Here is a 22,403-nt window from a genome sequence, read left to right as displayed (position 1 = left end):
ACGGCGTGAGGAGTGACGGTGAGGCATGCGCAGCCGTATGTGGCGGTGATCGGCGCCGGTATCAGCGGGCTTACGGCGGGCAAGATGCTCAAGGACTACGGGGTCGACTACACCACGTTCGAGACCTCGGACCGGATCGGCGGGAACTGGGCGTTCGGCAATCCCAACGGGCACAGCAGCGCCTACCGGTCACTGCACATCGACACGTCCAAGGACCGGTTGTCCTTCAAGGACTTCCCGATGCCGGAGCACTATCCGTCGTTCCCGCACCACTCACAGGTCAAGGCCTACCTGGACGACTACGCCAGCACGTTCGGGCTGCTCGACCACATCGAGTTCGAGAACGGGGTGGTGCGCGCCGAGCGGAACGGCGACGGCCGCTGGATCATTCGGGACCAGTCGGGCGCAGACCGGCATTTCGACATGCTGGTCGTCGCCAACGGGCATCACTGGGATCCCCGCCTGCCTGACTTCCCAGGGTCCTTCGACGGCGAATCCATCCACTCGCATGCCTACATCGATCCGAGCACGCCGCTGAACCTGACCGGCAAGCGCATCCTGGTGGTCGGCATCGGTAACAGCGCCGCCGACATCACGGTCGAGCTGTCGTCGAAGGCGCTGGACAACCAGGTCACGCTGTCGACCCGGTCGTCGGCGTGGATCGTGCCGAAGTACATCGCGGGCCGGCCGGGGGACACGTTCTGGCAGACCTCGCCGTACCTGCCGCTGAAGTGGCAGCGTAAAGCGGTGCAGCTGATCGCCCCGATGCTCGGCACCGACCCGACGATGTACGGGCTCCCGCCTGCTGACCACAAACTGTTCGAGGCCCATCCCACGCAGTCGGTGGAACTGCCCCTGCGGCTGGGATCCGGGGACGTGGCCCCCAAGCCGAATGTCGCTCGGCTGGACGGTCATACGGTGCATTTCGTCGACGGGACCCACGACGAGTTCGACGTGATCGTCTACGCCACCGGATACAACATCACCTTCCCGTTCTTCGATCCAGAGTTCATCAGCGCCCCGGACAACGCGATCCGGCTATACAAGCGGATGTTCCTGCCGGGCATCGAGAACCTGGTCTTCATGGGGTTCGCCCAGGCCGTGCCGACGCTGTTCCCGTTCGTGGAATGCCAGGCCCGGCTGCTGGCCGCCTACGCGATCGGGCGCTACGCGCTTCCCCCGGTCGACGAGATGGAACGCGTCATCGACGCCGACCAGCAGCTGCACGCCGGGCACTGCACCGACCGTCCACGCCACACCCAGCAGGTGGACTACTTCGTCTACGAACACGACATCCGTAAGAAGGAGATCCCCGCAGGCATGGCGCGGGCGCAGCGGGCGGCGGTGGTGGCACGATGACGCGGACCGAGGTCGGGTTCGTCAGTGGTGAAGACACCTGCAGCGCATGGCATTTCGCTGCCGAGGGGTCCCGGCGGCCGGTCGTGGTGATGGCGCACGGGTTCGGCGGCACCAAGGACTCCGGTCTGGAACCGTTCGCGCAACGGTTCGCCGCGGAGGGTTTCGACGTGTTCGCGTTCGACTACCGCGGGTTCGGCGCCTCGGGCGGAGCGCCCCGGCAGTCGCTGTCGGTGCGCCGGCAGATCGACGACTACCATGCCGCCGTCCACGCGGCCAAACAACTCGACGGGGTCGATGCGGACCGGATCGCGCTGTGGGGAGCCTCGTTCTCGGGTGGGCACGTGCTCCGGGTGGCCGCCGACCGTCCTGACATCTCGGCGGTGATCGCGTTGACACCGCTGACCAGCGGGCTGGCGGTCAGCCGTGCCGCGATGGCCTCGCGCGATCCGGTGTCGTCACTGCGTTGGACGCTGACCGGGCTCAAGAGCCGGGTCTCGGCGGCGCGCAACGCATCTCCGACCCTGATGCCGCTGGTGTCGGCGGTCGGCGGGGGCGGTGCGCTCGCGCTGGAGGGCGCCTACGAGAGCTACACCGCGCTGGCGGGGCCGACCTGGCGCAACGAGATCGACAGCTCGATCGGCCTGGAGGTCCTCGGTGTGCGGACCACCGCGGCCGCCAAGAAGCTGCGCTGTCCGCTGCTGGTGCAGATCGCCGATTTCGACCGGTACGTGCCCGCCGACGCGGTCGCCAGGACCGCGGCCCACGGCAGGGCCCAGGTGCATCACTACCCGTGCGACCACTTCGACGTGTGGCCGGGCAACGACTGGTTCGACAAGACGCTGACCGACCAGGTCGCATTCCTGCGCCAGACGCTGGCCGATCAGTAGTGCGTCGAGCCCTGGTCGATCGATATCGCGCTCGCGGTGACGAATTTCGATTCGTCGCCGGCCAGCCAGCACACCGCGTCGGCGATGTCCTCGGGTTCGACAGCCCAGGTCGGCAGGAACGGCGTCATCATGTTCTGCAGCTGCGGGTTGGTCTCCATCGCCTTGCCCAGCGCGGCGACCATGTCGCCGGTGCCCATGTCGGTCAGGACCGGACCCGGGTGCACGCTGTTGACCCTGATCGAGTGCTTGCCCAGCTCCGCGGCGAACGCGCGCGCCATACCGGTCACCGCGTGCTTGCTCGCGGTGTAGTGAACCATGAACGGCTGCAACTTGATTCCTGCCGCCGAGCTGATCAGGATGATCGATCCGCCGCGGCCGCCGTCGATGATCTTCTGCGCGCCCGCCATCACGGTGTTCCAGGTTCCGGTGACATTGATGTCCATCACGTCACGGAAATCGTCGGCGCTGATGTCATCCCACGCCTGCGGGGCGGTGACGCCCGCGTTCGCGACGATCACGTCCAACCTGCCGAACTCGGCGACGCCGGCCGCGACGACCTCCTTGAGCTTCTCGCCGTCACGGGTGTCGGCTTCGGCGGCGACGATGCGCCGCCCCGTCTGCTCGACGAGTTTCACGGTCTCGGCGAGGTCGTCCGGGGTGGCGTGATCGTAAGGGACGCAGGGCGGTAACGGCCCGGCGATATCGACGGCGATGATGTCGGCGCCCTCATTGGCCAGCCGCACCGCGTGCGCCCGGCCCTGCCCGCGGGCGGCCCCGGTGATGAACGCGACGCGTCCCTGCAGTCTGTTGCTCATTTCTGCGCTTTCTGGGCCGCCTTGACCAGGCCGCCGCCGATGATCAGCCGCTGGATCTCGCTGGTGCCCTCGTAGAGTCGTAACAGTCTGACATCGCGGTAGATCCGCTCCACCGGTACTTCGCGCATGTAGCCGCTACCGCCGTGGATCTGCACCGCGAGATCGGCCACCTTGCCTGCCATCTCGGTGCAGAACAGCTTGGCCGCCGACGGTGCCAGGCGGCGGTCCTGCCCGGTGATCCACTGCTGCGCGGTGTCACGGACCAGTGCCCGGCCCGCCATCACACCGGTCTGCTGATCGGCGAGCATCGCCTGCACGAGCTGGAACTCGCCGATCGGCGTGCCGCCCTGGGTCGCGGTCGCGGCATAGGCCACCGACTCGTCGAGCGCGCGTTGCGCGGCGCCGACGGCGAGCGCGGCGATGTGCACCCGACCGCGGGCCAGCGAGGTCATCGCCGCCCGGTAGCCGATGTCCTCGGACCCGCCGACCAGCGCGCTGTTCGGTACCCGGACGTCGGTGAAGCTGACATCGGCCGTCCAGGCGCCCTCCTGACCCATTTTCTTGTCCTTGGCGCCGACCTCGACACCGGCGGTGTCTGCGGGCACCAGGAACACTGCGATCCCGGCACCCGAGGCGTCGGCCGGGCGGGTGCGCGCGAAGGTCACGAACAGATCGGCGTTCGGTGCGTTGGTGATGAATCGCTTCTGGCCGTTGATGATCCAGTCGGGATCAGGCCCCTCGCCGTCGCGGACGGCCTTGCTGCGCAGGCCCGATGGGTTCGATCCGGCGCCGGGTTCGGTCAGCGCGAACGATGCGACCACGTCACCGGACGCGATTCCCTCCAGCCACGTCTTCTTCTGCTCGTCGGTGCCGTAGCCGACCAGGACCTGACCGGCGATGCCGTTGTTGGTGCCGAACATCGAACGCAGGGCCAGCGAGGTGTAACCGAGTTCCATCGCAAGCTCGACGTCCTGCGCCAGGTTCAGGCCCAGGCCGCCCCATTCCTGCGGGATCGCGTAGCCGAACAGACCCATGGATTTGACCTGTTCACGCAGGTCGTCGGGAACCTGATCGGTGGCCAGGATCTCCTGTTCGCGGGGGACGACCGCGGTACGGACGAACTGGCGCGTCGCGGCCAGGATCGCCTGGAAATCCTCGGCGCTGACTTCTGTGGCGCTGGCTTCGGTGGCGCTGGCTTCGGCTGGTGCCATCGGGTGGTGCTCCTCGGGAAGGACATCGGCGGGGATGGTCGGGAATTATGACGGACTGGCCGCGAGCCAATATCGTATATGAAATACGATAGCGTGCCGAGAGTTCCCGTCGACGTGAGGATTGGTGAATCAGGTGTCATTGCTGACTGGTCGGACCGCGGTAATCACTGGTGGAGCCCAGGGTCTGGGTTTCGCGATCGCGGAGCGCTTCATCGCCGAGGGCGCGCGGGTGGTACTCGGCGACTTGAACCTCGAGGCGACTCAGGCGGCCGTCGAGACGCTCGGCGGTCCGGACGTCGCCCACGCGGTGCGCTGCAATGTCACGGACTCCGGTGAGGTCGACGCGCTCGTCGCCGCGGCCACCGATGTCTTCGGCGGGCTGGACATCATGGTCAACAACGCGGGTATCACCCGGGACGCGACGATGCGCAAGATGACCGAGGACGATTTCGACCAGGTCATCTCCGTACACCTGAAGGGCACCTGGAACGGTCTGCGCGCCGCCGCGGCGGTGATGCGTGAGCAGAAGCACGGCGCGATCGTGAACATGTCCTCGATCTCGGGCAAGGTCGGCATGGTCGGGCAGACCAACTACTCGGCGGCCAAAGCGGGCATCGTCGGCATGACCAAGGCGGCATCGAAGGAACTGGCCTACCTCGGCGTGCGGGTCAACGCGATCCAGCCCGGCCTCATCCGCTCGGCGATGACCGAGGCGATGCCGCAACGCATCTGGGATTCCAAGGTCGCCGAGGTCCCGCTGGGGCGCGCCGGTGAGCCCGAAGAGGTCGCCAATGTGGCGCTGTTTCTGGCCTCGGATCTGTCGTCGTACATGACCGGGACGGTCCTCGAGGTCACCGGAGGTCGGCACCTGTGACGCGGGAGGCCGTCATCTGCGAGCCGGTCCGGACACCGATCGGCCGCTACAACGGCATGTTCACGTCCCTGACCGCTGTCGAACTCGGCGTCGTCGCCCTGCAGGGGCTGCTCGCGCGCACCGGCGTAGCCCCCGACGCGGTCGAGGATGTGGTCGTCGGGCACTGCTACCCGAGCATGGAGGCGCCCGCGATCGGTCGCGTGATCGCGCTCGACGCCGGCCTGCCGGTCACCGTGCCGGGCATGCAGATCGACCGGCGCTGCGGGTCCGGGCTGCAGGCGGTGATCCAGGCCGCGATGCAAGTGGCAAGCGGCAACAACGATCTCGTCGTCGCCGGCGGTGCCGAGTCGATGAGCAACGTGGTGTTCCACTCCACGGACATGCGTTGGGGTGGCGCCAGGACCGGCATCACCGTGCACGACGCGCTGGCCCGCGGCCGCACCACCGCAGGCGGCAAGAACTACCCAGTGCCCGGCGGCATGCTGGAGACCGCCGAGAACCTGCGCCGCGACTACGGGATCTCCCGGCAGGAGCAGGACGAACTCGCGGTGCGCTCACACACCCGCGCGGTGAAGGCGCAGCAGGACGGCTCACTGGCCGAGACGATCATCCCGGTGACGGTGAGCAGTCGCTCCGGTGAGCAGGTGATCGACACCGACGAGCACCCCCGCGCCGACACCTCGCTGGAGACCCTGGCGAAGCTCAAACCTGTTCTCGGCAAGTCTGATCCGGATGCGACGGTGACGGCGGGAAACTCCAGCGGCCAGAACGACGCCGCGTCGATGTGTCTGGTCACCATCCCGGAGAAAGCCGCCGAACTCGGCCTGCGCCCGCTGGTGCGGATCGTGTCGTGGGCAGTGGCCGGTGTGGCGCCGAAGATCATGGGCATCGGCCCGGTCCCGGCCACCGAGGCCGCGCTGGCCAAAGCCGGACTGGCCTTGACCGACATCGACCTGATCGAGCTCAACGAGGCGTTCGCCGCGCAGGCGCTCGCATGTCTGCGGGAGTGGAAGTTCACCGAGGCCGACCTGGAGCGGACCAACGTGCACGGCTCGGGCATCTCGCTCGGGCACCCGGTCGGGGCGACCGGCGGACGGATGCTCGCCACGCTGGCGCGCGAGTTGGTGCGCCGCGACGGCCGGTACGGACTGGAGACGATGTGCATCGGCGGCGGCCAGGGCCTGGCCGCGGTATTCGAGAAGGTGGCGTCATGACCAAACTTGCGCAGACCCTGGGCCTGACCGAGTTCCAGACCGAGATCGTGGCCACGGTACGGCAATTCGTCGACAAGGAGGTCATCCCGACCGCCCAGGAGCTGGAGCACTCCGACACCTATCCGCAGGCGATCGTCGACGCGATGCGGGAGATGGGCCTGTTCGGGCTGATGATCCCGGAGGAGTACGGCGGGCTGGGGGAGTCGCTGCTCACCTACGCGCTGTGTGTCGAGGAACTGGCCCGCGGCTGGATGAGCGTGTCGGGGGTGATCAACACCCACTTCATCGTCGCGTACATGATCCGCCAGCACGGCACCGACGCGCAGAAGAGTCACTATCTCCCGCGGATGGCAACCGGGGAGACCCGCGGAGCGTTCTCGATGTCGGAGCCCGAACTCGGTTCCGACGTCGCGGCGATCCGCACCCGCGCCCGCGACAACGGCGACGGCACCTACACCATCGACGGCCAGAAGATGTGGCTGACCAACGGTGGCAGCTCGACGCTGGTGGCGACGCTGGTGCGCACCGACGAGGGGGCCGACAAACCGCACCGCAACCTGACCGCATTCCTGGTCGAAAAGCCCACGGGCTTCGGCGAAGTCGTTCCGGGTCTGACCATCCCGGGCAAGCTCGACAAGCTCGGCTACAAGGGCATCGACACCACCGAGCTGATCTTCGACGGATACCGGGCCAAGGCCACCGACATCCTCGGTGAGGCGCCCGGGCAGGGCTTCTTCCAGATGATGGACGGCGTCGAGGTCGGCCGCGTCAACGTGTCGGCACGGGCCTGCGGCGTCGGGATCCGGGCGTTCGAGCTCGCGGTGCGATATGCCCAGCAGCGCAGCACCTTCGGCAAGCCGATCGCCGACCATCAGGCCATCGCGTTCCAGCTCGCGGAGATGGCGACCAAGGTCGAGGCCGCCCACCTGATGATGGTCAACGCGGCCCGGCTCAAGGACTCCGGTGAGCGCAACGACGTCGCCGCGGGGATGGCGAAGTACTTCGCCAGCGAGGTGTGCGCGGAGGTGACCCAGCAGAGCTTCCGCATCCACGGCGGGTACGGGTACTCGAAGGAGTACGAGGTGGAACGGCTGATGCGTGACGCGCCCTTCCTGCTGATCGGCGAGGGCACCAGCGAGATCCAGAAGAACATCATCAGCAAGCGATTGCTGGCGGACTACCGGGTCTAGGGCGTTGAGCATTCCCGACTTCGCGGCCAGGCCGCAGCTCGCCGAGGACGTCGCCCGGTTCGTGCGGCGGCGGATCTTCGAGGGCACCTACCCGCCGGGCCGCTACATCCGGCTCGAGCAACTGGCCGCCGAACTCGGCATCAGCGTGACCCCGGTGCGCGAGGCGCTGTTCGGGCTGCGTGCCGAGGGACTGCTGGCCCAGCAGCCGCGGCGGGGGTTCGTGGTGCTGCCGATCACCGAGCGTGACATCGCCGACGTCTCCGACGTGCAGGCCCACATCGGCGGGGTGCTGGCCAGCCGGGCGGCCGAGCTGATCACCGACGAACAGCTCGCCGAACTCGAACGGATCCAGGACGAACTCGAATCGGCGTATCACGCCGTCGATCACGAGGCCGCGGTGCGGCTCAACCACGCGTTCCACCGCGGGGTCAACCTCGCGGCCGGCTCGCCGAAGCTGGCCCAGCTGATGGGCCAGATCACCCGGTTCGCGCTGGAATCCGTGTACCCGACCGTCGAGGGGTGGCCCGCACACTCGATGCGCGACCACCGGCAGCTCCTGGACGCGCTGCGCAAGCGCGACGGTGCGGCGGCCAGGGACGCGATGTCGGAACACCTGTGCGCCGCCGCCGGTCCGCTGATCGACCACCTGACCCGCCGAGGCGTGATCGGATGACTCGCGAGCAGACACAAACTCGCACCTTTTCGCGCTGAATCGTGCGAGTTTGTGTCTGCTCGCCCAAGGGGAGGTAGGCATGGGGGTTCTCGACGGGATCCGCGTACTCGACTACGGCCGGTTCATCGCCGCCCCGTGGTGCTCGGCGCTGCTGGCGGACATGGGTGCCGACGTGATCCGGGTCGAGAAACGCGAAGGCGGCGAGGACCGCTGGGTGCAGTCGATCGCCGATACCGGTGAGGGCGGCACGTTCCTGCAGTGCAACCGCAACAAGCGCTCGCTGACGCTGGACACCACCACCGCCGAGGGGCAGGAGGTCACCCGCAAGCTGGTGGCCGGTGCCGACATCGTCGTCGCGAACATGCCCGCTGCCGGAATGCGGGCCAGCGGACTGGATTACGACACGCTGCGGGCGATCAGACCCGACATCATCCTGGCCAGCGCGACCGCGTACGGCGAGGGCGGACCGTACAGTGACCGGATCGGGTTCGACGGTGCCGGGCAGGTGATGTCCGGTGCGGTGTACCGGCAGGGTCTGCCGGAGCAGCCGATCCGCACCGTGGTCCCGTACGCGGACTTCGGCACCGCGCTGACGTTGACGATCGGGGTGATGATGGCGCTCTACCACCGCGACCGGACCGGGGAGGGCCAGCACGTCGAGGGTGCGCTGCTGCCGACCGCGATGATGCTGTCCAACGCATTCCTGATCGAGCGTGACCTGCTGGGCACCGACAAGCCACGGATGGCCAATCAGGGCACCTCGGTGGCGCCGTGTGACCTGTACCGGACCGCCGACGACGGCTGGGTGCTGCTGCAGATCGCCGGGCCGTCGATGTTCAAGCGGTGGTGCAGGTTAGTCGGACGGCCGGAGTTGTTCGACGATCCGCGGTTCGCCGACGACGATCTGCGCTGGCAGCACGGCGACGAGCTGAACGCCATCATGGCGCGGTGGTGCGCCGACAAGACCAAGGCAGAGGTACTCGGGCTGTTGGAGGCGGCGAAACTGCCTGCCGCGCCCATGCATTCGACACAGGAAGCGCTCGACGACCCGCATGTGCGGGCTATGGGCTATCTCAAGCGGGTACCGTTTCCCGGCACCCCGAAGGAGGTGCCGCTGATCGAGACCCCGTTCCGGCTGTCGGCGACTCCGGGGGAGATCCGCCGGCGCGCCCCGCTGCTCGGAGAGCACACCGACGAGATCCTCGGTGAGGTCGGATACACCGCAGAACAGATCGACGGTCTGCGTGAGCGCGCGGTGGTGTGAGTGGCGCCTGCGCCCGCAGCGCCTCGGCTTGTTTCAGCAGGAGATCGGCGTCGGTCTCGGGAAAGTCGTCGTTCCGCCTTCGGACTCCCAGCGGTCTTCGGCCACGGTCGCCTGGGTTCGTCGGTCGCGTTCTCGTGGGCTCATCATGAGCAGCCCGTCGAGGGTGGCGGCGTTCTCCGCCTCGGCCGCCGCCATCATCGTGGTGTGGGCGTCGTCGGGATCGGTGCGTGGCGGGATCACCAGCAGGGTGAGGCGGGCGTGATTGCCGTCGAGGCCGAGAACTGTGATCGAGTTGAGCGGCTGAAGCCGGTATCCATCCAGGCGTACTGCCCGGCCGCCGGTCGTGAATTTCCGGGGGGCGTTCGCCCAGGCGCCCAGGTGGTACAACACTCGGTCGATGCGGCCCAGGCGTACCGACAGCACCGCCAAGAGGTCAGGCAGCTCCGTGGTGAGATCCTCGGTGCGCGGCCACCAGGCGCCGTCGACGTATCCGGTTCGTGGTGCCTTGCTCTTCAACCGTAGCCGCGGTGTGCGTGCAGGGACGGTCGTGTTCTGATCGTTCTTGCGTGTCATCTGTGGCGTCATGCGACGCTCCCGTCCCGGCCGCTAGGCCCCAATCCTGGAATCAGCAATGACATGCGCAATATGGTCGCGTGTACGAAAAACCGCTGATAGTCACCACTGTACGCGGATGTGTGCCCATGCGTTCGGCGAATCCGAGGTAGGCCTCAGGGATCGGTCGTCGGGCCGCCCCTGTCCGGGTGATCACACCGCTGTTGGTGTGCGAGCCTGGTGTCGCGGGAGCAGTCCGCGAATCGGTTTCGGCGGCGAATCCTGTCGATGGCCCACCGGCCGCTGGCGGCACGGCTGGCCGCAGGTTCTCCTGCCCTGAGCAGGTTCCGGATCGCGGCGGCGGGACCCATCACGGCCTCGCGCTCGCACGAGCCGAGGCATCAACATCGGCACTGGCGTCATGGACAATCATTGTGTGACCTCGTGATCTTCGAAGTCCAGTACACGCCCGTTCCGCAGGTCTGTCAACACAGCTCACGAGGAGGTTCAGCTGATGCGCCGCAGCGGTTTTCGCGGCGCGTATCAGTACTAGCCGCCGCAACCGCACTCGAGAAGTTCCCGCAGCCGGACCGCGTCCACCTTACCCGTCGGACCGCGCGGGATCTTGTCCTCGTCCTCGACGAGCACCCACCCCGAAGGCACCTTGAAGCTGCTGAGCACCTCGCGGGCGGCCCGGTGCAGCCGGTCGGCGGTGATCGACGCATCGCACACCACCGCGGCCGCGACGCGATCACCTTCGGGGCCGGGCAGATTCGTCACAAACGCCGCGCGCACCCCGTCGAGGCTTCGCAGCGCCTCCTCGACCTCCGACGGGTAGACGGTCGCGCCGCGCACCTTGAACATGTCGTCGGCGCGGCCGTGCGAGAACAGGAACCCGTCGGCGTCCAAACGGCCGAGATCACCTGTGCGGTAGTAGCCGTCGGCGGTGAAGACGTCCTCGCGAGCGCGCCCGCAGATGCCCTGCATGACGGTGCGGCCGCGGATCTCGATCATCCCGATCGAGTCCGCAGGCAGCGCGGTGCCGGTGTCAGGGTCGGTGATGCGCACCTGCACCCCGTCGAACGGTCGGCCGCAGCTTCCCCATGCGGTGGCGGGCATATCGGTGTCGGCGCGGTAGCCGCAGTACGGGCCGAACGACTCGGTCATCCCGAACAGGTTCGCCCGGGCGCCGGGGGTGGACCGCAGATCGCGGGGGAGCAGGGCTTCCAGGCTGCCGGGGCGCAGCTCGAGCTGTACGCCGGAGCCGGGCAGGTGTCGGGCCAGCGCCACCGCCTGGTCGGGCCAGCCCCGGAACAGCGTCACCCGCTCGTCGGCCAGCAGCCGCAGCGTCGACGCGGGTTGGGGGACAGCCTCGGTGATCAGGGTCGCGCCGGCCACCAGCGCCGAGAGCAGCCCGCCGCCGAACCCGCCGACCCAGAACAACGGCATCGGCAGGTACAGGCGGGTCTGGGCGTCGATGCAGCGCTCGGCCAGGCCGGCACGGACGGCACCGATCGCGTTGCCGTGCGAATGCCGGACACCCTTGGGCGGGCCGCTGCTTCCCGAGGTGAACAGGATGGCCATCGGGTCGGCAGGTCTGACGCCGCGGGCCATCGCGTCCGCCACCGCTGCCGGGCCGGGCGGGAGCGCGTTTGTCTGGTCGGGTGTCCACACCGCACGCAGCGCGGGAAGATCCGCGGACAAGCGGTCGAGGTAGCGGTGCCCGCGGAACTCTTCGACCGCGATCAGGTACTGCACCGACGCGGTACGCAGCTGCGCATCGAGCTCGCGCGGGGTCAGCAGCGTGCTCAGCGGGACGAGCACCGCGCCGATGCGCATCAACGCCAGTGCGGTGCGCGCCCACCGCACACCGTTGGGCATCAGCAGTCCGACCCTGGTGCCCTTGCCGATGCCGACCGCGATGAGGGCGGCACCGAGTTCTGCTGTGGCCGAGTCGAGTTCGCGGTAACTGATACGGCCGCCGGGGTCGATCACCGCATCCTTGGCGTGGTGGGCCGCGGCCTGCGCGCGCAGCAGCGCGTCGATCGTGTCAGTCATCGAACAGCCTGCGCAGCGCGGGAAGGTCGAGCTTGCCACTGGACATGGTCGGCACGTCGGTGGGGCGCACCGTCAGCACGCGCCGGGGAATCTTGTAGGACGACAGCGTGTCCCGCAGCGCCGCCGTGACGGCGGTCTGGTCGATCACGCTGTCGGTCGCGATGACGGCGGCGACGATCTGCCCGCGTTCGGGATCGGGCAGGCCGACGACGTGCACCGCCACGTTCGGGTCGACGACCGCCAGTGCCGCGGTGAGCGCCTTCTCGACCTCGGCGGGTGCGACGTTGGCGCCCGCGGTCTTGATCATCGAACCGGCCCGGCCGACGAAGTAGAAGACCTCGTCGTCGTCGCGGCGCACGAGGTCGCCGGTGTGGAACCAGCCGTCGGCGTCGAAGCAATCCTCGCGGGGTCGGCCGTAGTAGCCCTGCAGCAGATGTGGTCCGCGCAGCAGCAGTTCGCCGACAGCGCCAACGGTGTCGCGCCCGGTATCCGGGTCGACGATCCGAGCGTCGAAGCCGGGCGCCAGAAATCCGTAGGAGCCGCGGCGGGATTCGGGCTGATCGGATTCGTCGCCGGACAGCAGCACGACGCTGCCCGCCTCCGTCATGCCGAGCATGTTGTGCCGCAGCTCCGGGTCGTCGGGCCGCGCGTCGGGGGCCATGATCGGGTACAGGTTGCCGCGGCGCATCGAGGACAGGTCACGGGTGGTGAAGCTCGGGTGGCGGGTCAGGTGCGCGATGCCGGCGACGAATCCGTTGGTGACCGTGGGTTTCTCGGCTTCGAGCAGGTCGAGGGTCTGTCCGGCGTCGGTCGCGTTCGAGCAGATCAGCGTCGCGCCGGCGACGAGGGTGGCCAGCAACCCGAACGCGAACCCGCCGATCCAGAAGAACGGCGAATTGCAGAACAGCCTGTCGTCCTCGGTGAGCCCACGGATCTCGTTGAGGTTGCGCTGGTGTGCCAACAACGACGCGTGCGTATGCACGACACCCTTCGGGTCGCTGGTCGAGCCCGAGGTGTAGATGATCGCGAGGACGTCGGATCCGTCGACGTCGTCTTCCAGGGCTTTCACGTCTCCGGCTCCGGGTGCGGGATCGACCACAAGGTCGAACACGATGCGGCGCAACACCGGAACCTCGGTGGACCACAGCGGTCCGTCCGGCACCGGTGCACCGACCGCGTCGCCGAGGGCCGCGACATAGTCGTGGGTGCGGTAGGTGCGGGCCGCGAGCAGCACGCCGACGTCGCTGTCGACCAACTGTCTGCGTAGCTCCGCGGCGGTGCTGAACGTCGAGAACGGTACGACCACCGCGCCGATGCGGGCCGCGGCGAGCGCTGCGACGACGAACTGCGCCCCGTTCGGATACAGCAACCCGACGTGGCTGCCCTTGCCGACCCCGAGGGTGACCAGGTGTGCGGCCAGCGCCGCGGACCGGGAATCCGCGTCGGCGTAGGTGAGCCGCTCGTCGTCACAGATCAGCAGCGGCTTGTCGGCGTACCGGCGTTGCGCGCGCAGCACGTCGGCGACGGTGACCGGCGCGGTGCTCATCGTTGCGCGAAGTGTGACCGCACGGCGGTGAGGTCAGGCTTGCCCGACGGGGTGCGGGGGATCGCGTCGGTGAGCACCAGTGCGGTCGGGACCTCATACCGCGCCAGCCGGGTCTGCAGGTAGTCCATCAGCTCCTGCGGCGTCGCGGAATCGCCGGGGCGCAGTTCGACCAGCGCCGCCGGGGTCTCGCCGAGGCGCGGATCCGGCACCCCGACCACGGCCGCGCCGGCCACGGCGGCATGAGATTCCAGCGCCGACTTCACGTCGTCGGGCATCACCTTGAACCCGCCGCGGATGATCGCCTGATCGGCGCGTCCGAGGATCCACAGAAACCCGTCCTCGTCGATGCGTGCGAGGTCGGTGGTCTGCATCCATTGGCCGGTTTCGGCGAGTTGGGCGGGGATCACCTCCAGCAGGCCGGCCTGGCCGGGTGGAACGGGTTCGCGGTGGTCGTCGACCACCCGCAGCCGGGCTCCGGGGTTGGCCCGTCCGACGCTGCCGCGCTTCTGGTGCCAGAACTGCTGGTGGTCGGCCAGCGTCCAGCTCGCCACACCGCCGCCGAATTCGGTGGCCGCGTATGAGGTGAGCACCGGGATGCCGAACTTCTCGGTGAACGCGTCGGCGTCATCGGCGGACAGCGGCGCGGTGCCGGACGTGACCACCTTGATGCCGGTCAGGTCTTCGCGGGTCAGGTCGGAGTGCAGCACCATGCGCAGTGCCGCGGGCACCAGGGACACCGCGCTCGGCCGGTGCTCGCGCACTGCGTCGGACCACCGCCCGAGATCGAACTTCGGCAGCAGCACGAACGGGCGGGCCTCGGCCAGGCACAACAGGATTCGGAACACGCCACCGACGTGCACCAGCGGGGAGTTCACGATGGCCACGCCGCGCCGGAGCTCGGTGGGTGGCGGCGACGAGGCGGGGTCGCGGCCCATCACGCTGCGGGCCAGCATCTCGTAGCTCAGGTCGACCCGCTTGGGTGGGCCGGTGGTGCCGCTGGTGAGCATCCGCACCGCGACACCGGACCGGTCCTCGCGCGCGGCGGCGGTGCCGGCGTTGACGTGCGGCGCGTCGTCGAGGCCGCCGAGTGCCACCGTGGTCGCCGAGGTCTGCGGCGCCAGCGCCGCCAGATCGTCGGTCGCTCCGATCAGGATCGGTACCCCGAGCGCCGCGATGTCGGCGCGGGTGCGGTCGTCGCCGCGGGACGGGTTGATCACCACCACGGTGCCGCCGCCGGCCAGCACACCGAGCAGTGCGGCGACGTGGGTCGGTGTGTTGCGCAACATCATTCCCGCGGAGGCGGTGCCGACCTGGTCGCGGATCCGGTGCGCCAGCGTGCCGACCTGCCCCCAGCTGCTCCACTGTCCGTCGAACTGGATCGCCCGCGCCGACGTCTCCAGTGCCAGCACGTCGGTGATCCGCCGCGACAGCGGGTGCATCATCGGATCCTCGGCGCCGTCTTCGGCACGGGGCGTTCGGCGAGTTCGTCGGTCGCGATGGGGTTGCCCAGCCGGGTGTAGATCAGCCCCTGGTCCATCGCGGCGCGGTAGGGCTTGTCGAGGGATTCCCAGATCGCCTTGACCGTGCCCTGGGTGGCGGTCGGCGGCTTCTTCGCGATCGTCACGGCGATCTCGTGGGCGCGGTCCCACAGCGCGCTCTCGGGGACGACCTCGGTGACCAGGCCGATGCGCAGCGCGGTCTGGGCACCGACGCGTTCGTCGTTGCCCATCAACGCCATCCGCAGTGTGTCGCCGAGGCCGACCCGGCGCATCAGGCCGATGGGTTCGAGCGCGCTGACCAGACCGGCGCTGACGTGGGAGTCGAAGAACGTCGCCCCTTCGGAGCAGATCACGACGTCGGACTCGTTGACGAAGTACAGCGCACCCGCGGTGCACATGCCCTGGACCGCGCACACCACCGGCTTCCACATCTTCTGCCACTTCGGGCTCAGCAGCTCACCGGGATCCTCGTGGTTCCACACGATGTCGGGCTGGCCGTAGCGGGATTTCACGTCCAGTCCGGCCGAGAAGGCCCGTTCGCCGGCGGCCCGCAGCACGACGGCGTTGATGCCCTCGTCGTCCTTGATGGTGTGCCAGGCGTCGCGCATTTCATGGCACATTGTGCGATTGAACGAGTTCAGTGACTCCGGGCGGTTCAGCGTGATGGTCGCGACCCGGACGTCGTGGTCGAGATCGAGCAGGATGGTTTCGGTTGCGGTCATCGACATCCTCAGCGGCACTGCCAGTTCGGCTTGCGCTTCTCGACGAACGCCCGCGGGCCCTCCTGCGCGTCCTCGGTGCGCACCACGCGCTCGCGAAATGTCTCGGCCAGGATCTCGCCTTCCAGCAGTGGCAGATCGAGTGTCTTGTGGATGGCCAGCCGGGTGCCGCGGACCGCCAGCGGCGCATTGGAGTTCACGATGTCGGCGATCTGGTGGGCGCGTTCCAGCAGTGTGTCGTGGGGAACCACTTCGGTGACCATGCCGAGTTCGTAGGCGCGCTCGGCGCTCATCCGTTCGTGTTTGCCGGTCAATGCCATCCGCAGCGCCACCGTGCGGGGCAGCACCCGGGCCAGCCGCACCATCTCGCGCGCGGCGACCAGCCCGATGCTGACGTGGGGGTCGAAGAACGTCGCCTTGTCGGAGGCGATCACGATGTCCCCGGTGGTCACCCAGTCCAGCCCGGCGCCGCAGCAGATGCCGTTGATCGCCGCGAGCACGGGTTTGGCCATCCGCCGGAACGGGGGAGTGCCCTCCTGGGGCGCCTCCCACTGGTCGTAGGTGGACAGGTAGGGGCGTTCGTAGATCACCTTGCCGTCGTCGGGAATCTCCTTGACGTCGGCCCCCGTGCAGAACGCCCGGCCGGTGCCGGTGACGATCATCAGCCAGATGTCGTCGTCGTTCTCGGCCTCGTCGTAGGCGGCCCGCAGCTCGTTGATCATGTGCGGGGACAGCGCGTTGAGCGCGTCCGGCCGATTCAGCGTGATCGTCGCCGTGTGGCCGTCGACGTCATAGCCGATGGTGTCGTAACGGTGGGAACTCACGTGCCTTCTTTCGTCTATCTGCCGTGGAAGTCCGGTGCCCGGCGGGCGCGGAACGCCGCCAGGCCTTCCTTGAAATCAGCGGTGCGGCAGGCCAGTTCCAGATCGGCGAGCTCGTGGGCCATCGACTGCGGCAGCGTGGCGGTCAGCCCGAAGTTCACGGCCTGCTTGGCCAGCCCGATCGCCACGGTCGGTCCCGCGGCCAGCCTGCGCGCGAGATCGTCGGCCGCGGCGGTGATCTCGTCGGCCGCGACGGCCTGGTGGATCAGCCCCCAGTCGGCGGCCTCGGTGCCGCTGACCTTTTCCCCGAGCAGCAGCATCCGTTTGGCCCGGGCCACCCCGGCGAGTCGCGGCAGCAGCCAGGTCGCGCCCGAGTCGGGGCTGAAGCCGCGGTCGATGAACGGTTCCCACAGGTTCGCGTCCGAGGCCGCGACGGTGAAGTCCGCGGCCAGTGCGAGGTTGCAGCCCAACCCGACCGCCCAGCCCTGCACGGCGCACACCACCGGAACGTGGATGGTGGTGATCAGTTCGACGAGCCGGTTGGCCTGATGCGGCACGCGGCGGATCAGATTGCCGGGACGTGGCTTGCGGTCTCCGCTGTTGCCGGCGGCACTGTTGGTGGCGACCCAGTCGGCGCCCGAGCAGAAGTCGCGACCAGCGCCGGTGAGCAGCACCGCGCGCAGCGAGTCGTCGGAGGCGGCCCGGGTCAGCGTAGCGACAAGCTCATCGATCATGCTGTGGCTCAATGAATTACGCCGACCAGGACGGTCCAGCGTGATGCGCAGCACGGAGTCGTCTGTGGTCAGCCGCACCGCGCCTGCGTCCGCGTCATCGCGCACAGGACACCGTCCTCCCGGGCCGGCAGAGGGCTATACAGATAGCCATACAGTTGGTACTACGATTACTATCCTGTACAAGTTAGCAAGGAAAGGCCGTCGACGGAACACGTGTCGTCTCAATCGCCGCCACCGCGTATACGCCAGCCCCGGGTCGCCGACCTCGTGGCGTCTCGGCTGCGCGAGGACATCCTGACCGGGCGACTCAAAGAGGGCGACGTACTACCGTCGCAGGAGGCGCTGTTCGCCGAGTTCGGCGTCAGCCCACCCGCGGTGCGCGAGGCGATCCACATCCTGGAGTCCGACGGCCTGATCTCGGTGCGGCGCGGCAACGTCGGAGGCGCGGTGGTGCATCTGCCGTCGGCCGAACGCACCGCGCAGATGATCGGCATGGTGCTGCAGACGCGCGCGGCGACCCCGGGAGACGTCAGCGAGGCACTGCTGCATCTGGAGCCGATCTGCGCGGGCATGTGCGCGGCCCGCGAGGACCGCGCAACCGAGGTACTTCCGTACCTGCGGGAGGCGATCGACGCGCAGGCCGAGCAGTTCGACACCCCGTCGCGGTACGTCCCGAACGCCCGCCGGTTCCACGAGGCCATCGTCTCCCGCTGCGGCAACGAGCCGATGATCCTGCTGATCGGTTCGCTCGAGGTGATCTGGTCGGCGCACGAATCCGCGGTCTGGAGCGACGAATTCCACCCCGAGGACCCGATGAGGCCTACGACGATGCGCGCGGCCCTGCGTGACCACCACCGACTGCTCGAGGCGATCGCCGACGGGAACTCGGCCAAGGCCGTGCGACTTGCCCAGGATCACTTGGCCGCCGCTCGCCGCAACACACTCGCCGCCGGGTCGGACAAAACCATTGACGCCAAACTGATCTCGACCTGAAAGGCTCACCCATGACCACCACCGCCGACGACCGCGTGTTGTTCGAGGTCGACCGCGACAAGCGCATTGCCACCATCACGCTGAACAACCCCAAGCAGCGCAACTCCTATGACGCGTCGATGCGCAACCTGATGGGCCGCTACCTCGACGAGGTCGCCGAGGATGACGACATCACCGTGGTGTTGCTGCGCGGCGCCGACGGCGTGTTCAGCACCGGGGCGGACATGAACAACGCCTACGGCTGGTATGGCGGTGAGGGTAAGGGCGACGAGAAGAGACCCGCGAAATCCCGTCCCAGTCAGCGGCGCCGGCTCACCGTGGACCGCAAGTCGTTCGGCTTCTATCACAACCTGATGGGCTTCCCGAAGGTCACCGTCGGCGAGATCAGCGGGTACGCGCTCGGCGGCGGTTTCGAGATGGCGCTGATGACCGACATCTCGGTGATCGCCCGCGACACCCGCATCGGGATGCCCGCCACCCGGTTCCTGGGCCCCGCGCTGGGCAGCCTGCACATGTTCTTCCACCGGCTCGGTCCGGTGCAGGCCCGCCGGCTGCTGCTCACCGGGGACATCATCAGGGCCGGCGAGGTCGAGCACCTCGGCGTGTTCACCGAGACCTGCGAGCCGGGGAAGGTCACCGCGCGCGCCCGGTATTGGGCCGAGAAGGCGGCCAAGATGCCCGCCGACGGCGTGGTGATCGCCAAGGAGGCGTTCCGGCTCGTCGAGCAGAGCCAGGCGTACCAGGGCGAGGAGGTGGCGAGCTATCTGTTCCATGCGTACGGCACGAACCTGCAGTTCGCCGACGGCGAGTTCAACTTCGTGAAGACCCGCGCCCAGCACGGCACCAAGGAGGCGTTCCGGCTGCGTGACGAGCATTTCTTCGTGCCGGAGCCGGAGTGACTCGGGTCACTTGCGGTCGGCGCTACATTATCTGTTAGTTTTGTAACGTTCGTCTGTCGAGAAACCGAGGTCGAGAGCATGCCTACACCCGTCATCGTCGGTGCTGCCAGGACGGCCATCGGCCGCTCGTTCAAGGGCACACTGGTCAACACCCCGCCCGAGACGCTGATCACCACGGTGCTGCCCGAGGTCGTCCGCCGCTCCGGCGTCGACCCTGCCGACATCGACGACATCATTTTCGCCGAATCCCATTACGGCGGCGGCGATCTCGCGCGCTATGCCGCCGATGCCGCGGGCCTGCAGCATGTTCCCGGACAGTCGGTGAACCGGCACTGCGCGGGCAGCCTGACCGCGATCGGCAACGCCGCGGCGCAGATCGGCTCCGGCATGGAGCGCGTGCTGATCGCGGGCGGCGTGCAGTCGCTGTCGATGACGCCGCTGACCAACTGGCGCATCCCCGGTCCCGAGCTGAAGTTCGAGGAACGCTGGATGCCGCCCACCCACGTCGAGACGCCGGACGCCCCGACCAAGGACATGTCCATCACCGTCGGCTGGAATACCGCGCAGGCCGCCGGCATCACCCGCGAGGACATGGACGCCTGGGCCGCCCGCTCCCACCAGCGCGCCGTGGCCGCCCAGGATGCGGGCAAGTTCCTCGACGAGATCGTGCCGCTGAAGGTCGAGCAGTTCGACGGTTCGGTGATCGACTTCAGCGTCGACGAGCACCCGCGCCGCGACACCACCGTCGAGAAGCTCGCCGGCCTGAAGGTGTTGCACCCGGAGATCGAGGGCTTCTCGATCACCGCGGGCAACAGCAGCGGCACCAATGACGCCGCAGCCGGTGTGGCCCTGGTGGAGGCCGACTACGCCGCGGCGAACAACCTCACGGTGATGGCCAAGGTCCGCGCCTGGGGTGCGGTCGGCGTCGCCCCGCGCGACACCGGTCTCGGTGGTGTCAAGGTCATCGGCCGGGTGCTGGACAAGGCCGGCCTCAAGCCGTCCGATGTGACGCTCTGGGAGATCAACGAGGCGTTCGCGTCGGTGCCGATCGCCGCGGTGCGTGAGTACGGCATCGATGAGGAACTGGTCAACTTCTCCGGCAGTGGCTGCAGCCTCGGTCATCCGATCGCGGCGTCCGGCGCCCGGATGATCACCACCCTGATCTACGAACTGCAGCGTCGTGGCGGCGGCATCGGTGTCGCCGCGATGTGCGCGGGTGGCGGTCAGGGCGGCGGCGTCGTCATCGAGGTCTAGAACCATCTCGCCGAAATTGCGTTCCAGCAGTGACCTACTCGAACTTCTGCTGCTGGAATGCAATTTCGGCGGAGCGGGGGTCTAGCGTTTGCGCGCGGTGGTCTTGCGGCCGGACTTCTTGTTCTGTTCGATCAGCCGGGCGGCGTTCTCCAGGATGCAGTCCAGCCCGAACTCGAAGTTGCGGTCGTCGGACGCGCTCAGGTGATGGCCCTGCTGCGTCACCGCCGCCAGCAGCGGGGCGGTCTCGGGGTCGAACGCCATCGTGTCGTCGATATCGCCGTGGCCGTCCTCACCGGCGAGGTTCTTCTCGCGCAATCGCTGCAGCACCACTGATCCGCGGACGTGCACCGACATCGCCGAGTAGGTGTCGAACGCGTCCTCGGGGGACAGCCCTGCCTCGACGAGGCTGCTGATCGCCTTCTCGACCTCCTTGACGCCGACCTTGGCCGCACGAGGGCTCAGCGCGGATCGGATCAGGATCAGGTCGCACAGGATCGGATTGCCGTTGAACGTATTCCGCATCGTGCGCGCGTGGTTGGCCAGCGTCTCGCGCCAGTCCTCGGCCTCCACGTACGGGGTCGCGAACGCGTACTGGCGCAAGGCCCGGTCGGTCATCGCGTTGAGCAGATCGTCCTTCTTGCGGAAGTACCAGTAGATGCTCGTGACGCCGACGCCGAGATGCTTGCCCAGCAGCGGCATGCTCAGGTTGTCGATGCCGACCTGTTCGGCGAGTTCGAACGCGCCCTTGATGATGTCATCGGGGTTGATGGAACCGCGTTCCCGGCGCTGACGCTTCTCCGCGGTCGCCTGCTTTGCCACTGGAGGCACCTCCATCATCTCGACGGTGTCCACGCTGCCCGCCGAGACGGATTCGTGGTCCTGAATGTATCGACGGCGCATACTCTGAACTGCGTCTTTGCAGCGGTGTCGGAGTATCGCCGTGAGCGCGACCTTACCGCCTGGGTTGCGGTGGGCCGTCGTCACGGTTGTTTCATCGTTTTACTGTAAGTCCTATAGTAAGCTTTTCCAGCACTGCTCGGCGATATCCCACACGAAAGGTCAAGGGCGACAAGTGTCTGACGAGGTTCTGGTAGAGCGCCGAGACCGGGTGCTGATCATCACCATCAACCGTCCCGAGGCGCGCAACGCCTTCAACCTCGCGGTGGCCCAGGGGCTGGCCGACGCGATGGATCAACTCGACGACACCCCGGATTTGTCGGTGGGAATCATCACCGGCGCGGGTGGCAACTTCTGTGCCGGGATGGACCTCAAGGCGTTCATGGCCGGTGAGGTCCCGGCCATCGAGGGTCGCGGCATCGGGTTCACCGAACGCCCGCCCCGCAAGCCGCTGATCGCCGCGGTCGAGGGGTACGCGCTGGCGGGTGGCACCGAGATCGTGCTGGCCACCGACCTGATCGTGGCCGCCAAGGACGCGAAGTTCGGCATCCCCGAGGTCAAGCGCGGCCTGGTCGCCGCCGGCGGCGGCCTACTGCGGCTGCAGAAGAAGATCCCGTACCAGAAGGCCCTTGAGCTCGCGTTGACCGGCGACAGCTTCACCGCCGAGGAAGCCTCGGCGTGGGGTTTCGTCAACGTGCTGACCGAACCGGGCGGCGCGCTCGACGGTGCGCTGGCACTGGCCGAGCGCATCACCGCCAACGGCCCGCTGGCGGTCGCGGCCACGAAGGAGATCATCGCGAAGTCGGCGGACTGGACCGAGGCCGAGATGTGGAAGAAGCAGGGCGAGATCGCGTTTCCGGTGTTCTCGTCGAAGGACGCGATGGAGGGCGCGACGGCGTTCGCCGAGAAGCGCAAGCCGAACTGGACGGGGTCCTGACCCGGGG

At 68.1% G+C, this 22,403-nt stretch carries 21 protein-coding genes; 11 read left to right on the top strand and 10 right to left on the bottom strand.

Annotated elements, in window-relative coordinates:
• The first annotated feature begins 18 nt into the window (after positions 1-18).
• Together NTM_RS25955 and NTM_RS25950 are read left to right on the top strand one after the other, a co-directional pair.
• Positions 19-1,359, top strand: coding sequence for a flavin-containing monooxygenase (locus NTM_RS25955; protein WP_163768978.1), 1,341 nt, complete (start codon positions 19-21; stop codon positions 1,357-1,359).
• Complete coding sequence (locus NTM_RS25950) at positions 1,356-2,246, top strand: alpha/beta hydrolase (protein ID WP_163768976.1); 891 nt, start codon at positions 1,356-1,358, stop codon at positions 2,244-2,246. Before NTM_RS25955 ends, NTM_RS25950 begins: the two co-directional genes overlap by 4 nt.
• Here the strand turns inward: NTM_RS25950 and NTM_RS25945 are convergent.
• Entirely contained in the window at positions 2,240-3,061 is an 822-nt protein-coding gene (locus NTM_RS25945; RefSeq protein WP_104863797.1) for a mycofactocin-coupled SDR family oxidoreductase, read from the bottom strand. The genes NTM_RS25950 and NTM_RS25945 overlap by 7 nt on opposite strands.
• Positions 3,058-4,272, bottom strand: a complete 1,215-nt coding sequence (locus tag NTM_RS25940) for an acyl-CoA dehydrogenase family protein (RefSeq protein ID WP_163768974.1) — start codon at positions 4,270-4,272, stop codon at positions 3,058-3,060. Before NTM_RS25940 ends, NTM_RS25945 begins: the two co-directional genes overlap by 4 nt.
• 124 nt (positions 4,273-4,396) lie before the next feature.
• Between NTM_RS25940 and fabG the strand changes: the two genes are divergently transcribed.
• The 5 genes from fabG to NTM_RS25915 all read left to right on the top strand — a co-directional run bounded on the left by fabG (position 4,397) and on the right by NTM_RS25915 (position 9,487).
• Positions 4,397-5,146, top strand: coding sequence for a 3-oxoacyl-ACP reductase FabG (fabG, locus tag NTM_RS25935; protein ID WP_179964005.1), 750 nt, complete (start codon positions 4,397-4,399; stop codon positions 5,144-5,146).
• Positions 5,143-6,360, top strand: a complete 1,218-nt coding sequence (locus NTM_RS25930; RefSeq protein ID WP_163768969.1) for an acetyl-CoA C-acetyltransferase — start codon at positions 5,143-5,145, stop codon at positions 6,358-6,360. The genes fabG and NTM_RS25930 overlap by 4 nt, the downstream gene beginning before the upstream one ends.
• Positions 6,357-7,550: an acyl-CoA dehydrogenase family protein gene (locus NTM_RS25925; protein ID WP_163768967.1), complete on the top strand. Its 1,194-nt coding sequence runs from the start codon at positions 6,357-6,359 to the stop codon at positions 7,548-7,550. The genes NTM_RS25930 and NTM_RS25925 overlap by 4 nt, the downstream gene beginning before the upstream one ends.
• A gap of 4 nt (positions 7,551-7,554) precedes the next feature.
• Entirely contained in the window at positions 7,555-8,223 is a 669-nt protein-coding gene (locus NTM_RS25920; RefSeq protein WP_083141416.1) for a GntR family transcriptional regulator, read from the top strand.
• 79 nt (positions 8,224-8,302) lie between these two features.
• Entirely contained in the window at positions 8,303-9,487 is a 1,185-nt protein-coding gene (locus tag NTM_RS25915) for a CaiB/BaiF CoA transferase family protein (protein ID WP_083141417.1), read from the top strand.
• Between the two features lie 33 nt (positions 9,488-9,520).
• Here the strand turns inward: NTM_RS25915 and NTM_RS25910 are convergent, their stop codons facing one another.
• The 7 genes from NTM_RS25910 to NTM_RS25880 form a co-directional block, all read right to left on the bottom strand.
• The gene (locus NTM_RS25910; RefSeq protein ID WP_083141418.1) at positions 9,521-10,072 is read right to left on the bottom strand and encodes a DUF5994 family protein; all 552 of its coding nucleotides are present in this window, start codon (positions 10,070-10,072) and stop codon (positions 9,521-9,523) included.
• 516 nt (positions 10,073-10,588) lie between these two features.
• The gene (locus NTM_RS25905) at positions 10,589-12,097 is read right to left on the bottom strand and encodes a class I adenylate-forming enzyme family protein (protein ID WP_163768964.1); all 1,509 of its coding nucleotides are present in this window, start codon (positions 12,095-12,097) and stop codon (positions 10,589-10,591) included.
• Positions 12,090-13,643, bottom strand: coding sequence for a class I adenylate-forming enzyme family protein (locus tag NTM_RS25900; RefSeq protein WP_163768962.1), 1,554 nt, complete (start codon positions 13,641-13,643; stop codon positions 12,090-12,092). Before NTM_RS25900 ends, NTM_RS25905 begins: the two co-directional genes overlap by 8 nt.
• Entirely contained in the window at positions 13,640-15,085 is a 1,446-nt protein-coding gene (locus NTM_RS25895; protein ID WP_179964004.1) for a class I adenylate-forming enzyme family protein, read from the bottom strand. Before NTM_RS25895 ends, NTM_RS25900 begins: the two co-directional genes overlap by 4 nt.
• Positions 15,082-15,864 (bottom strand): enoyl-CoA hydratase/isomerase family protein, encoded by a 783-nt coding sequence (locus NTM_RS25890; RefSeq protein WP_163768959.1) that lies wholly within the window; start codon positions 15,862-15,864, stop codon positions 15,082-15,084. Before NTM_RS25890 ends, NTM_RS25895 begins: the two co-directional genes overlap by 4 nt.
• 8 nt (positions 15,865-15,872) lie before the next feature.
• Positions 15,873-16,685 (bottom strand): enoyl-CoA hydratase/isomerase family protein, encoded by an 813-nt coding sequence (locus NTM_RS25885; RefSeq protein WP_163768957.1) that lies wholly within the window; start codon positions 16,683-16,685, stop codon positions 15,873-15,875.
• Between the two features lie 14 nt (positions 16,686-16,699).
• Positions 16,700-17,521, bottom strand: coding sequence for an enoyl-CoA hydratase/isomerase family protein (locus NTM_RS25880; RefSeq protein WP_163768955.1), 822 nt, complete (start codon positions 17,519-17,521; stop codon positions 16,700-16,702).
• A 162-nt stretch (positions 17,522-17,683) separates the two neighbouring features.
• Here NTM_RS25880 and NTM_RS25875 point away from each other — a divergent pair, with 162 nt between their 5' ends.
• The 3 genes from NTM_RS25875 (at position 17,684) to NTM_RS25865 (ending at position 20,562) form a co-directional block, all read left to right on the top strand.
• Positions 17,684-18,409, top strand: a complete 726-nt coding sequence (locus NTM_RS25875; protein WP_179964003.1) for a FadR/GntR family transcriptional regulator — start codon at positions 17,684-17,686, stop codon at positions 18,407-18,409.
• A gap of 11 nt (positions 18,410-18,420) precedes the next feature.
• Positions 18,421-19,308: an enoyl-CoA hydratase/isomerase family protein gene (locus NTM_RS25870; RefSeq protein ID WP_163768953.1), complete on the top strand. Its 888-nt coding sequence runs from the start codon at positions 18,421-18,423 to the stop codon at positions 19,306-19,308.
• 78 nt (positions 19,309-19,386) lie between these two features.
• Complete coding sequence (locus NTM_RS25865; protein ID WP_163768951.1) at positions 19,387-20,562, top strand: thiolase family protein; 1,176 nt, start codon at positions 19,387-19,389, stop codon at positions 20,560-20,562.
• Positions 20,563-20,643: 81 nt separating this feature from the next.
• On the opposite strand, the gene NTM_RS25860 is transcribed toward NTM_RS25865, so the two are convergent.
• On the bottom strand, positions 20,644-21,381 hold the full coding sequence (locus NTM_RS25860; RefSeq protein WP_104863911.1) for a TetR/AcrR family transcriptional regulator: 738 nt from the start codon (positions 21,379-21,381) through the stop codon (positions 20,644-20,646).
• Positions 21,382-21,634: 253 nt separating this feature from the next.
• On the opposite strand from NTM_RS25860, the gene NTM_RS25855 reads away from it, so the two are divergent.
• A complete protein-coding gene (locus tag NTM_RS25855; protein ID WP_104863809.1) occupies positions 21,635-22,396 on the top strand; it encodes a crotonase/enoyl-CoA hydratase family protein in 762 nt (253 codons plus the stop codon).
• Positions 22,397-22,403: the final 7 nt, after the last annotated feature.

Origin of the sequence: Mycolicibacterium parafortuitum (assembly GCF_010725485.1) — a bacterium.
Classification (GTDB): Bacteria; Actinomycetota; Actinomycetes; order Mycobacteriales; family Mycobacteriaceae; genus Mycobacterium.
The sequence above is the reverse complement of the archived record's forward strand: the minus strand, read 5'-3'. Positions and strand labels throughout refer to the sequence as shown.

Excerpts from the sequence above, each read along its gene's own strand:
- NTM_RS25950 (WP_163768976.1), top strand. The coding sequence starts at position 1,356 with ATGACGCGGACCGAGGTCGGGTTCGTCAGTGGTGAAGACACCTGCAGC.
- NTM_RS25945 (WP_104863797.1), bottom strand. The coding sequence starts at position 3,061 with ATGAGCAACAGACTGCAGGGACGCGTCGCGTTCATCACCGGGGCCGCC.
- NTM_RS25940 (WP_163768974.1), bottom strand. The coding sequence starts at position 4,272 with ATGGCACCAGCCGAAGCCAGCGCCACCGAAGCCAGCGCCACAGAAGTC.
- NTM_RS25925 (WP_163768967.1), top strand. The coding sequence starts at position 6,357 with ATGACCAAACTTGCGCAGACCCTGGGCCTGACCGAGTTCCAGACCGAG.
- NTM_RS25915 (WP_083141417.1), top strand. The coding sequence starts at position 8,303 with ATGGGGGTTCTCGACGGGATCCGCGTACTCGACTACGGCCGGTTCATC.
- NTM_RS25910 (WP_083141418.1), bottom strand. The coding sequence starts at position 10,072 with ATGACGCCACAGATGACACGCAAGAACGATCAGAACACGACCGTCCCT.
- NTM_RS25905 (WP_163768964.1), bottom strand. The coding sequence starts at position 12,097 with ATGACTGACACGATCGACGCGCTGCTGCGCGCGCAGGCCGCGGCCCAC.
- NTM_RS25900 (WP_163768962.1), bottom strand. The coding sequence starts at position 13,643 with ATGAGCACCGCGCCGGTCACCGTCGCCGACGTGCTGCGCGCGCAACGC.
- NTM_RS25895 (WP_179964004.1), bottom strand. The coding sequence starts at position 15,085 with ATGATGCACCCGCTGTCGCGGCGGATCACCGACGTGCTGGCACTGGAG.
- NTM_RS25890 (WP_163768959.1), bottom strand. The coding sequence starts at position 15,864 with ATGACCGCAACCGAAACCATCCTGCTCGATCTCGACCACGACGTCCGG.
- NTM_RS25870 (WP_163768953.1), top strand. The coding sequence starts at position 18,421 with ATGACCACCACCGCCGACGACCGCGTGTTGTTCGAGGTCGACCGCGAC.
- NTM_RS25865 (WP_163768951.1), top strand. The coding sequence starts at position 19,387 with ATGCCTACACCCGTCATCGTCGGTGCTGCCAGGACGGCCATCGGCCGC.